This is a genomic window from Hymenobacter profundi (genome assembly GCF_019334315.1).
In the GTDB taxonomy this organism is placed as follows: domain Bacteria; phylum Bacteroidota; class Bacteroidia; order Cytophagales; family Hymenobacteraceae; genus Hymenobacter; species Hymenobacter profundi.
In genome coordinates this window covers 1-12,797 of the sequence record NZ_JAHWGL010000125.1, presented here as the reverse complement: position 1 = coordinate 12,797, position 12,797 = coordinate 1, and the positions used below count along the sequence as shown (strand labels likewise).

The 12,797-nt window shown below is 54.4% G+C and carries 7 protein-coding genes; 4 read left to right on the top strand and 3 right to left on the bottom strand.

Annotated features, from left to right (window positions below):
- Positions 1 to 127 precede the first annotated feature (127 nt).
- The 3 genes from KYK14_RS19730 to KYK14_RS19720 all read right to left on the bottom strand — a co-directional run bounded on the left by KYK14_RS19730 (position 128) and on the right by KYK14_RS19720 (position 4,059).
- Complete coding sequence (locus tag KYK14_RS19730; RefSeq protein WP_208306242.1) at positions 128 to 631, bottom strand: cupin domain-containing protein; 504 nt, start codon at positions 629 to 631, stop codon at positions 128 to 130.
- A 41-nt stretch (positions 632 to 672) separates the two neighbouring features.
- Entirely contained in the window at positions 673 to 1,698 is a 1,026-nt protein-coding gene (locus tag KYK14_RS19725; protein WP_219161330.1) for a LacI family DNA-binding transcriptional regulator, read from the bottom strand.
- A 78-nt stretch (positions 1,699 to 1,776) separates the two neighbouring features.
- On the bottom strand, positions 1,777 to 4,059 hold the full coding sequence (locus KYK14_RS19720) for a GH92 family glycosyl hydrolase (RefSeq protein ID WP_219161327.1): 2,283 nt from the start codon (positions 4,057 to 4,059) through the stop codon (positions 1,777 to 1,779).
- Between the two features lie 535 nt (positions 4,060 to 4,594).
- Here KYK14_RS19720 and KYK14_RS19715 point away from each other — a divergent pair.
- The 4 genes from KYK14_RS19715 (at position 4,595) to KYK14_RS19700 (ending at position 12,752) form a co-directional block, all read left to right on the top strand.
- Entirely contained in the window at positions 4,595 to 7,750 is a 3,156-nt protein-coding gene (locus tag KYK14_RS19715) for a SusC/RagA family TonB-linked outer membrane protein (protein ID WP_219161324.1), read from the top strand.
- Positions 7,751 to 7,904: 154 nt separating this feature from the next.
- Entirely contained in the window at positions 7,905 to 9,371 is a 1,467-nt protein-coding gene (locus KYK14_RS19710; RefSeq protein ID WP_185283498.1) for a RagB/SusD family nutrient uptake outer membrane protein, read from the top strand.
- A 212-nt stretch (positions 9,372 to 9,583) separates the two neighbouring features.
- Positions 9,584 to 10,303: a basic secretory protein-like protein gene (locus KYK14_RS19705; RefSeq protein ID WP_219161320.1), complete on the top strand. Its 720-nt coding sequence runs from the start codon at positions 9,584 to 9,586 to the stop codon at positions 10,301 to 10,303.
- A gap of 160 nt (positions 10,304 to 10,463) precedes the next feature.
- On the top strand, positions 10,464 to 12,752 hold the full coding sequence (locus KYK14_RS19700; protein ID WP_219161317.1) for a GH92 family glycosyl hydrolase: 2,289 nt from the start codon (positions 10,464 to 10,466) through the stop codon (positions 12,750 to 12,752).
- The last annotated feature ends 45 nt before the right edge of the window (positions 12,753 to 12,797 follow it).

Genomic DNA, 12,797 nt, shown 5'->3' with positions numbered 1-12,797 from the left:
TATCACAGTAGAACGAGTCGTTAGTACGATGGTCGTTCCACTGAAATAAGGTCCTTCGCAAGCTCAGGATGACAGACACTTTCTTCTTTACAACTGCACAATCTTACAAACTCACTCAGTCACTCGTCTAGCGTCCGAAGTCGTCTTGTACGCGGACGATGTCGTCTTCGTCAGAGGGTTGCTGGGGGTCGGTGTGCTGCCAGATTTCGGCAATGATGCCCCAGTCGTCGAGGCCGATAAGGCGGTGCCGCTCGCCCTGTTGCAGGACGATTTGCTCGCCGGGCGCGTAGGTTTTCAGCTCACCTTCTTCGTCGGTATCGCTGGTGATAACGCCCACAGTACCACGTACCACGCGCCAGATTTCGGCGCGGCGGTGGTGGTACTGCCACGACAAGCGCTGGTGAGGTGCTACCAGTAGGATTTTAGGGCTGAGCTTGCCCGAGATGCGCAGGCTATCCACCGACAGCCCATCGAAATAGGCATCGGCAAAAGCCTGGGCCTGCTCCTCGTCCAACACAAAAAAACCGCCCCACGGACGCGTATCGTCCTTGCGGTCAACGGTGAAGCCCTGCTGTTGCAGGTGCTCGGCTACTTCGGCAAAAAGCGCGGATTTAGCAGCGGTAGTTTCCATAAGAAGAAAAAGGTAAAAGAACCAGATAATTAAAACAGAGGCTAGTGTACGCGGCGAATCGATGACTGCCGGATGAGTAGGGACGGCGGCAGCTGCACTTGCGTGGTCCGGCCTTTCTCGTCGCCCCCTTCCAGGGCGGTTAGGAGCGTGCCAATAATATTATCGGCCATCACCTCCATGGGCTGCGCAATAACGGTAATTGTGGGCGAATACAGCCGAAAAAGGTCGGAATCGTCGAAGGAAACAATGGCAATATCCTCCGGAATGCGCAGCCCCAGGCGGCTGATGGCTTCCAGCCCATACACGCTCAGGTAATTGGTAGAAAACAGGATAGCATCGCACAGCGGATTGGCGCGCAAAAACTCGTGAATGCGCTGAATCATCTGTTCACGTTCCAGCAGAAAATCCACCTCCAGCACCAGCTCCGACAAGCCGTATTCGCGCATGGCCTGCGCGTAGCCCTGCCGTCGGCCCAGCATCTGGGTCTGCCCGGAGTTGATGGTCACAAAGGCTACCGACGAAAACCCCTGGCTCAGCAAGTGCCGTGTGGCCTGGGAAGTGCCGGCGGCGCCGTCTACTACCACCGCATTGGCTAGCACGCCTGGCAGCAGGCGGTCGAACAGCACCACGGGTTTACCGTTGCGCACCAGGGCACCAATTTCTTCTTCTACCCCGTTGGGAGGCGCCACCACGTAGCCATCCACGTGTCGCTCCTGAAACATGGTGAGTAAGTCGCTGGTCTTGGCGGTGTCGTTGTTGGTGCTGCAATAGATGATGCGGTAGCCGCGCTCCAGTGCCTTCTTCTCAATCAGGCCCGCCACCGTGGCAAAAAACGAGTTGGCAATATCCTCTACAATTAGCCCAATAACGTGGGTTTTGCCTGTGCGCAGGCTCTTGGCCAGTTGGTTCGGCTTGTACCCAACTTCCTCCACATATGTTAGCACCTTCTCAGCCAGCGCGTCGCTGATGCGGTTTTCTTTCGCTTTCCCGTTAAGCACCAACGACACAGTGGCAATGGACACATCCAGGTGCTGCGCAATGTCGCGGATCAGGGTTTTCTTTTTCAAGTATTTGGGGTCTTGGGGTCTTGGGGTCTTAGATGACGTTCAGGTATTTCATTGAACATTATCCATGACCCTAAGACTCTATTCATACACTTCTTTTGGGCGATTAGCCGCGGCAGCGCCGAAGCTTGTATTGGGCTGTGGGCCCATGGTAAGCTCCAGCGTGCCACCGGCTATTACATCTTTGTGCAACAGGTAGCTGTTGGGGTAGGGCTTGCCGTTGAGCTTCGCCGACTGAATATAGGGATTGGCGGCACTATTGTTCTTCGCTTCCAGCACGAACACCTTGCCTTTTGGCAGGCGAATAGTCGCCTTATCGACGATGGGGCTACCTAGTACGTAGGCGCCACTGCTGGGGCTCACGGGGTAGAAACCCATAGCCGACATAATATACCAGGCCGACATTTGCCCGCAGTCCTCGTTGCCGCTGATGCCGTCGGGCTTGTCGAGGTACATTTCGCGCAGCACCTGGCGCACCTTGGCGGCGGTTTTCCACTGCTGGCCGGCGTAGGGGTATAGGTACACCGTGGCGTGGCTGGGCTCGTTGCCGTGGGCGTACATGCCAATCAGCCCCGATATATCCGGCGATGCGCTTTCGCCCAGGCTACCCTGCACCACAAACAGGCTGTCGAGCTTCTCCACAAACGCCGCATCGGAGCCGAACAGCTTGATCAGGCCGGGTGGGTCTTGCGGCACCAGCCAGGTGTACTGCCAGGCATTGCCCTCGGTGTAGTTGTTCTGGCGGTGGATGGACTGAATGGGGTCGAAGGGCAGCTGGAACTTGCCGTCGGAGGTGAGGCCGCGCATGAAGCGGGTGTGCGGGTCGAAGTACTTCTTATAATACTGGGCGCGTTTGCTGTAGTTCTGATAATCTTCCTGCTTACCCAACTTTTTGGCTACCTGCGCAATGCTCCAATCGTCAATAGCATACTCCATGGCCTTCGCTACCGACTCGCTTTCTTTGTCGGCCGGTATGAAGCCCAGTTCCTTTACGTACTTCACGCCCTCGTCGTCGCGGGTGCTGGAGGCGCGCATGGCATCCAGCAGCTGGTTGCCGTCGAGGCCGGGCGTGCCTTTCAGGTATGCTTCGGCCAAGGCTGGCACGGCGCTGTAGCCTACCATGGTGTTGGTTTCGTTGCCCATCAGGTGCCAGATGGGCAGCTTGCCCTGCTGCCGGTAAATAGCCAGCATCGACTGCATCATGTCCCCTACTCGCTCGGGTTGGGCCAGCAGGAAGAAAGACTGCGCCGTGCGATAGGTGTCCCAGAGCGAAAAGATAGTATAATTCTGAAACGGCGCTTTTTCGTACACCTTCTTATCGGTGCCGCGGTAGTCGCCGTTGGCATCGTTGAACAGGGCCGGCGCAAACAGCGCGTGGTACATGGACGTGTAGAAAATGCGCCGGGCCGTTGCGTCCTTGGTTTCGATGGTGACCTTTGCTAGCTCCTTATTCCACTCCGCATCAGCGGCCTGCTGCACCTTGGCGAAATCCCAGCCGGGAATCTCGGCCTGAATATTCGCTAGCGCATTATCGGTGCTTACCGGCGAGATGCCTACCTTCAGCAGCAAGGTACTGGGAGCCTTCGCAAAGTTGAATACGCCTTTAATAGCCTGCCCCTTTCCCGATTTACCCGTGAGCTTTTCGGCCTCGTTGTAAATAGCAAACTGCGGCACCGGCGCCGACGTCTTGATGGCGAAGTATAGGCGCTGGTCGCGGGCCCACCCTTTGGAGAAGCGGTACCCCACAAACGTCTGCGCATCTACCTGCTCTATATACGTATCGGTGGCTTTGTCGTCGATGCCTTCTTTAAGGTCGATGATAACATGGGCCTCTTTACCGCCAGCAGGGAAGGTGTACTTGTGCATGCCTACCCTTGCGGAGCTGGTCAGTTCGGCCCGGATGCCGTAGTCGTCCAGCGTCACGGCATAGTAGCCGGGTTTTGCGGTTTCGCGCTGGTGCGAGAAGCGCGAGAGGTAGCCTTGGTGGGGCGCTTTCTGCTGGCCTTTATCGGTTTTGAGCGGACCAGTGTAAGGCATGATGAGCACGTCGCCGAGGTCGGAGCCGCCGGTGCCACTGAGGTGCGTGTGCGAGAAGCCAACAATCAGACTATCGGAATAGTGGTAGCCTGAGCACCAGTCCCAGCCCTTGAAAATGTTCTGCGGCCCTACCTGTACGGCTCCAAAGGGCACATTAGCCCCCAGAAATACGTGGCCGTGCCCGCCGGTCCCAATCATCGGGTCGACGTAGGAGGTGAGTTTTTGGTTTTGAGCGTGAGTGGTGGCGCTAATTAGCAACAGTCCGCCAAGCAGCCAGCGAAATGGCCGAGCAGCGGCCTGCCGGAAGTGAGTATGCGCTTTTCGCATGCGAATAGGTTAGGATAAATGGCGATGGGAAAGCAGCCTGTATTGGGTGCGGCCGGGTGATGTGGGCCTGCAATTCTTAGTGGCAACAGTATGGCCTTACAGTATTATAGCTTCTGGCTTGCCGGGCAAATATGCTAAAAGCTTTTAGCAGTTGTTTGGTAGATCAAAATAAATACTTGATATTTTCGCTCACAAACCGCTTTTTTGCTTTAGGCTAGTGCAATGGTTTCTCTTTGCTGCTTACGACCTACGCTCTAATTCAGCTCTTTTCCTAACGCGTCAGCTACCTATTCTATAGGTCATTATAGCTGTCTTCCCTACCCTACCCCGAGCAGCTGGCCCGGGTAGCCCGTAGCTTTTCACGCGCTAATCTTCAGCTTTTCGCTCTTGCCTCGCTTTTGATTTCACTTTATACATCGTCATGCTAAAACGTTTAAGTTTTCTTTGCAATCGATTTCTACAAGGGTGAACATTTTAGAGAGACAAGCCTACTTCATTGTTTTTTTCATTTCCATCTTCCACCAAATCTTACCTTATGACCTCTTCTTTATCTGTTAAACAGTTGTGTAGGGTACCGCTGCTGGCGCTTAGTGTGGCAATGGTGTTACCTCTCACACAGGCTACGGCCAACAACCATGCGGCAGAGACCTTCCGTCGTGTTGATGTGACGGTGCAGGGCCAAGTGCGGGATGACCAAGGCAACCCATTACCCGGCGCCACCGTGGTACTTAAAGGTGCTACGGGCGTAGGGGCCTCATCTGATGCGGAGGGTCGTTTCTCTCTGACGGTGCCTACCGGCAACGAAACGCTGGTCGTTTCTTCTATCGGTTACGTAGCCCAGGAAGTAGCTATTGGCGGCCGTACCACGCTGACAATACGACTGGTAACAGATAACAAGGCGCTGGACGAGGTAGTGGTGGTAGGCTACGGTACGCAAAAGCGTTCCGACGTGACGGGAGCTGTGGGTAGCGTAAGCAGCAAGGAGCTGGAAGAACGCCCTATCGTAAACGTAGCGCAGGGCTTACAGGGCCGGGTAGCGGGTGTTGATGTATCTCTGAATTCGGGCCAACCGGGTAGCAGCCCACTCATTCGGGTGCGGGGCTATGGCTCTATTAATGCGGGCAACAACCCACTTTATGTAGTAGATGGCGTATTCTGGGATGCAGGTATTACCTCGCTGAACCCCAACGATATTGCCAGCATTGAAGTACTAAAAGACGCTTCAGCTACAGCTATTTATGGTGCGCTGGGTAGCAATGGTGTTATTCTGATTACGACCAAGCGCGGCAAAAAGGGCACTCAGATTGGTTACGACACCTTCGTGAGCGTAAGCCGCATTGCCCGCAAGCTGGATGTGATGGACTCGCAGCAATTTCTGGCCACGGAAGACTTGGCGTATCAGAACATTCAGAAATATGACCCTGCTGGCTGGGCCGCTGGCCGCTACGCCAACCGTGACCCGCGTATCAAGCGACGGGCGCTGACTGCTGCCAATAGCCCGCGTCCGTTGTTTGACGACAACCTGAATCCACTCTACAACACTGACTGGCAGGATGAAACCACACAGACAGGCGTGACCCAAAGCCACAACCTGTCGTTTTCGGGCGGTAGCGACCAGCTTACGTACGGTTTGTTTCTGAACTATACCAACGCTCAGGGCACTATCCTGAATACGTTTCAGAAGCGCTATAATGCCCGCTTGGTGATTGATAACCAAGTGAAAAAGTGGTTGAAAGTGGGAACTACTATCAACTACAATAATATTGATGAGCGTATCGGCAATGACTTCGTGGGCGGCAACAACATTCCGCGCATGATGATTGAGATGATTCCTATTATGCCCGTCAGATACCCGGATGGTACCTACGCCAGGCGCCAAGACTACCCGGATATGGAAACGGGAGACAACCCGGTTGCCATTGCTCAGGAGGATGAAGAACTCCGCCGCCGGCAAGTTTTCTCGGGTAACGGCTACCTGGATTTCACGATCCTGCCGAGCCTGAATTTCCGCAGTGTCCTAGGCGCCACAATACAGAATTACAACGACCCATCCTACGCTACCACCCTGATTCAATTACGGGGGCAGCAAGGCTACGCCAGCATCAACGACTACAACGCTACTAGCTTGCAGTGGCAGAACTACCTCACGTACAACAAACAGTTGAACGAAGACAACTCGTTGAACGTGGTGGTAGGTGTAGACTCCCGCCGCTTCCGAAGCCTGGCAAATGGCAGCAGCACTACCCTATTGGTAGACAATGCGTTCAGCTTTTATAATCTAGGAACGGGCTCTACCCCCAACCCACCCAGCTCTGGCTACAATGCCGACCAATTCTTCTCCATCTTTGGACGCGTGAACTATGGCTACAAGGACCGCTACCTGCTGACTCTGACCACCCGTCGGGACGGCTCGTCGCGCTTCGGGGAAAACAACAAGAATGCGATTTTCCCATCGGCGGCTATTGCCTGGCGGATTTCGGAAGAAGATTTCCTGAAGGAAAACCGCATTTTCTCGGATCTGAAGCTGCGCTTCGGCTATGGTCGTACCGGTAACAGCGGTCCTGATTTTGGCAACTATGTGTCGCAGACGTTTTTGGGCACCAACGGCTATATTTTTAGTGGAACCCGCACAAACGGTATTACATTGGGTTCCTTAGGCAACCCAGACCTTAGATGGGAGACGGCCGATCAGTTTGACCTGGGTCTGAACGTAGGGTTGCTGCAAAACCGCGTCACCTTTGAGGCAGATCTGTACCAGCGTACCACTAAAGATCTGCTTCTCAACGCACCCGTACCACGCAGCAGCGGCTATGGCTCTATTCCGAGCAACGTAGGTAGCGTGCGCAACCGGGGCTTGGAGTTGTCGCTGAATACAGTAAATATTCAGAGCACAGACTTCACTTGGAATACGACCTTCAACGTTTCCTTCCTGCAAAACCGCATCCTACAATTGGGCGCAGCTGGCGACGATATTTTTCCTGGTCCGAACTTCCTCAACCAGACCACCGTGCTGCGCGTGGGCAACCCGGTAGGTTCGCTATTTGGACTGGAGCGTCTGGGCACTTGGAACACCAACGAAGCGGATGAAGCTGCAAAATATGACCGCCTACCCGGTGACCTCAAATGGAAGGATCAAAATAACGATGGCCAGATCAACGACCAGGACCGGGTGATCTTAGGTAAGAACATTCCTACTGGCTTCGGCTCGTTCATCAACAACTTCCGCTACAAAGGCTTTGATCTGCTTGTGGACTTACAATTCACTTATGGCAACAAGGCTATGAACTTGACCCACCACTCGGCGCTGGACCGCACCGGGCAAGCCAATAGCTACGAGCAGGCTCTGACAGGCGCCTGGACACCGGAGAATCAGAATACCAGCATTGCTGAAGTGCGTCCCTCTTACATCCGCTACGATTCGCGCATTGACTCTTATAAAGTGCAGGATGCATCGTTCCTGCGGGGTCGTAACCTGGTACTGGGGTATAACTTCTCCAACGAGTTAATTCAGAAGATTTCGCTGAGCCGCCTCCGTGTGTATGTGTCGGCGCAGAACTTCTTCCTACTCACTGATTACTTCGGCTACGACCCTGAGACGTCGACTTACGGCAATACTTTCTCCCAAGGCATTCAGTTCTTCGACTATCCCAAGGCTCGCACTTTCACAGCTGGCCTGAATGTATCTTTCTAGTTGTCAATTATCTGTTGTCAGCGATAAATCGGCATTGCTTGCCAACTGACAGCTACTTAAGAACAACTACTCTTCATTCTTTCAAACGTCTTTTCTTATGTTTTCGAATATACAACGCTTCGCCCGAACTACAGTCTTGGGCACAGGACTGCTCATGGCAGTTACTAGTTGTGATGATTTCTTGGGTGTTGATAGTCGTTCCCAAATTCGTCCCGACGACTACTACAGCACCGCCGGCCAAGCGCAAGCTGCTGTGAACGGCCTCTACAACAATCTGCGTATTGTGCAAAACGACACGGGCTATGGTGAAAGAATTTGGGTGACGCTGGAGTTGATGGCTTTACACGCTACTACACTGGGGCAGAGCTTCAACAACAACCAATTCATTAACCAGAGCATTGACCCAGCTAACCCCTCCTTCTCCAGTGTTTGGAACACCGCCTACAATGGCATCGGCGCGGCTAACCTAGCCATCACTAGGATTCCGGCCATCGACATGGATGAGACGCAGAAAACGCAACTGCTGGGCCAAGCCTATTTTATCCGGGCCTACCTCTACAACCTGCTGGTGCGCCTCTACGGTGATGTGCCTTTGCTGACGGAGCCGGTGAATGGCCCCGGCCCCAACCTCTACCCTAGCCGCAGCCCCAAGGCCGACGTCTATAATCTTATCATCAGCGACCTACAAACAGCTGAAGCAGCCGGCCTACCCGTGGTAGATCGTACCGGGCGCATCTCTCAGTCGGCCGTGAAGGCCCTACTGGCTGATGTGTATTTGACTACGGCAGGCTTCCCCATGCAAATCAAGGAGAATTACCAGAAGGCTGCTGATAAGGCCGCCGAGGTAATTGATGCGGGCAGCTATCCGCTGTTCGCCAACTACATCTCGCTACACAACAACACGGACAAAAATCAGGGTGAATTTATTCTGCAGGCCCAATATGCCAACGGTATTGCCACCAACGCTATCAGTCCCCTGATTGTACCCTACAACGTGGGCATTTCGGCGTACGGCGACGAGTATGGATCCCTGATTCCGACGGAGGAGTTTTATAACTCGTACGAAGCAGGTGACCTACGGGCCCAGGAACAACAATTTTACTTCTCTGAATATCGGGCGTTTGATAGAAGCACCAATCAACAGAAGACAAACATTGTCAAATTCAACCGGCATGCACTTTATAAGTATTTCCACTTGGAAAGCGCTTTGAACCGGAACTACAACTGCGACGAAAACTGGACGCTGATCCGTATGCCTGAGGTGATGCTTATTTACGCCGAGGCCATCAACGAGGCTAGCGCCGCTACCCCCAAAGCATACGAACAAATCAATAAAATTCGGGCACGGGCTAAACTACCTGCGTTGAGCGGCTTAAGCCAGGACGCGTTCCGTCAAGCTGTATGGAAGGAGCGTTACCACGAACTGGCGTACGAGAACAAGGCCTATTTCGACATTCAGCGTACCCGCAAAGCCTATGATGTAAAGAACAACACGTTTGTCAACGTCATCGGCTTTAAAGGCGAAGTGGGACCAGCCTTTCAGGAAAAATACCTGTTGTGGGGCATTCCGTCAACTGAAATAAACAACAATAAGGAACTCACTCAGAACCCTGGGTGGTAGGTAAGTAGAACGTCATGGCCGGGTGCGCGGCAAGTGTGGGTGGTGGTTCTGGGAATTTCTGTCACTTCGCTACCCCACCCGGCCTGACGTTCTTTTTTTGTGCTTGTGCTAATATGAAGCCAAGGTTTCTAGCACTTTTCATTCACCTCTGACGCAACCATTTGGAGAATACTTCTACATTATTACACTACCCGTTCCACTAACCAATCTGCATGCCAGGACTTTCGCTGAGTTTTTTTCTCGCTTCGCTGACGGCTCCCCCCTCGCCGGCACTACCAACGCTTGCTCCCTTACCCCAGCAAGCTGCCGTCACCCGGGACTCCTTAACGAAAAAGGGATATACCCTGATCTTTATCTCCAAAGATCCAGCCCTGAACTCCGTTACCAAGCAACGCATGATTGATGCGTTTTACACGGTATATCCGAAGGAGGCCAAGCGGTTCAACCCTAATACCTTGAAGAAAGTCACCTTCATCGTGGATCCGGAATACAAGGGGGTGGCGGCTACCCACAATGGCATTGTGCGCTACAACCCTACCTGGCTGAAGGACCACCCGGAGGACATTGACGTGGTGACGCACGAGGTGATGCACATTGTGCAGGGCTACCCCAGCGGCTCGCTGGGCTGGCTCACGGAAGGCATTGCCGACTATACTCGGTACGCGCTCGGTATCAACAACCAGCAGGGCAAGTGGGCTCTACCTGATTATAAAGAAGGCCAGAGCTACACCAATAGCTACCGCATCACGGCTCGCTTTCTGGCGTGGCTGGAGCAAAACGGCTACCCCAAAATTGTGAACGAGATGGATGCCGCGCTGCGCGCCCACGCCTACTCGCCGGAGCTGTGGCAGCAAAAAACCGGCAAAACGCTGGACGAACTGTGGGCCGCTTACACCGCCAACCCTACGGCCGTGAAGCTGGCCTATAAGTAAACCGCTACCATGAAAAAAACAGAACGTCCTTTTGACCAGCGGGAGAAATCTCGCGTGCTCCCGGTAAGTACTCTCCGGGGTCAGCACGCAAGATTTCTCCCGCTGGTCAAAAGGACGTTCTTTATATACCCTTCAGTTACCCTACTCTTTCCCTAACCGAATGCCTAAACTCTTTCCTATTCTTTCTGCCATGCTGCTGACCGCAGCCCCTACCCTAGCGCAGGGTCCGGTGGCGACGAAAGATTACGCCCAGTGGGTGAACCCCATTATCGGCACCGATTCCAAGCCTAGCTTGTCGAATGGCAATACTTATCCGGCCATTGCGCTGCCCTGGGGTATGAACTTCTGGATGCCGCAGACCGGCAAAATGGGTAATGGCTGGGCCTACCAGTACTCAGCCGATAAAATTCGGGGCTTCAAGCAAACGCACCAGCCTTCGCCGTGGATGAACGACTACGGGCAGTTTGCCATTATGCCCATCACCGGCCAGCGGGTGTTTGATGAGGATGCGCGCGCCAGCTGGTACTCGCACAAGGCCGAGGTAGCCGAGCCCAACTACTACAAAGTGTATTTGGCCGACCACGACGTGACGACCGAAATTGCGCCTACCGAGCGGGCGGCCCGGTTCCGCTTCACCTTCCCCAAAACCGACAGCGCTTACGTAGTGATTGACGCGCTGGACAAGGGCTCGATGGTGAAAATCATACCCCAGCAGCGCAAGATTGTGGGCTATACCACGCGCAACAGCGGGGGCGTGCCCAAGAACTTCAAGAACTATTTTGTGATTGAGTTCGACCACGACTTCACTAGCACGGCCGTATTCAAAGACAAGGAATTGGCCGTAGGGCTGATGGAAGCTACCGTGAACCACGCTGGCGCGGCCGTGGGCTTCAAAACCCGTAAGGGCGAGCAGGTGCAGGCCCGCGTGGCCTCGTCGTTTATCAGTCCCGAGCAGGCCGAGCTGAACCTGAAAGAAATCGGTGACCAGAACTTTGATTCCGTGCGCCAGAAAGGCCGCGATGCCTGGAACAAGACCCTGGGCCGTATTGACGTGGAAGGTGGCACTGCCGACCAGAAACGCACGTTCTATTCCTGTCTATACCGCGCCCTGCTTTTTCCACGCAAGCTCTATGAGCTGGATGCCAATGGCAAGGTGATGCATTACAGCCCTTTCAACGGGGAGGTGTTGCCGGGCTACATGTATACCGATACGGGCTTTTGGGACACGTTCCGGGCCTTGTTCCCCTTCCTGAACCTGCTCTACCCCGACCAAAATGCGGAGATGCAGCAGGGCTTGGCCAACGACTACAAGGAAAGTGGTTGGCTGCCGGAGTGGGCCAGCCCCGGTTTACGCAGCGTAATGGTGGGCAACAACTCGGCCTCTGTGGTAGCCGACGCCTACCTCAAAGGCATTCGCGGACAGGACATGAACGTGCTGTATGAGGCGTTGGTGCACGGCGCCAACAACGAAGGTCCGCTGGATGCCGTGGGCCGCAAGGGCGTGGCGTATTACAACAAGCTCGGCTACGTGCCCTATGATGTGAAAATCAACGAAAACGCGGCCCGCACACTGGAGTACGCCTACGATGACTTCACCATCTACCAGTTGGCCAAGGCCCTGGGCAAGCCTAAAAAGGAAATCAACCTGTACGCCAAGCGTAGCCAGAACTACCGCAACCTGTTCGACAAGGAAAGCGGACTGATGCGCGGCAAGAATGAGAATGGCAAGTTCCAAGCGCCGTTTAGCCCTTTTAAGTGGGGTGACGCCTTCACGGAGGGCAATAGCTTGCACTACACCTGGTCGGTGTTTCATGACGTAGCGGGGCTGATGGACTTGATGGGCGGCAAGCAGAAGTTTGTGGCTACGCTGGATACCGTATTTGCCCTACCTCCCGTGTTTGATGACTCGTATTACGGCGGCACCATCCACGAAATCAGGGAGATGCAGATTGCGGGCATGGGCAACTATGCCCACGGCAACCAGCCCATCCAGCACATGATTTACCTGTATAACTATGCTGGTCAGCCCTGGAAAGCGCAGTATTGGCTGCGCGAGGTAATGAACCGCCTCTACCTACCCACCGCCGACGGTTACTGCGGCGACGAAGACAACGGCCAGACGTCGGCGTGGTACGTGTTTACGGCGCTGGGTTTCTACCCCGTGTGCCCTGGCACCGACCAGTACGTGCTGGGCGCCCCACTCTTCCCGAAGGCTACCCTGCACCTGCCCTCTGGCAAAGACATCGTGCTGAATGCCCCCAAGAACTCCGACCAGAACCGCTACGTGAACCAGCTGACCATGAACGGCAAAGTCTATGACAAAAACTGGCTGAGCCACGAGGAGCTGATGAAAGGCGCTACCTTAGATTTTGACATGACTTCTACGCCTAACAAAACCCGAGGCACTAGCAACGCCGCCGCGCCGTTCTCTATGTCGAAGTACAAGTAACGCCTAACGATACCCCACCCCCTAGCCCCCTCCCCTCCGGGAGAG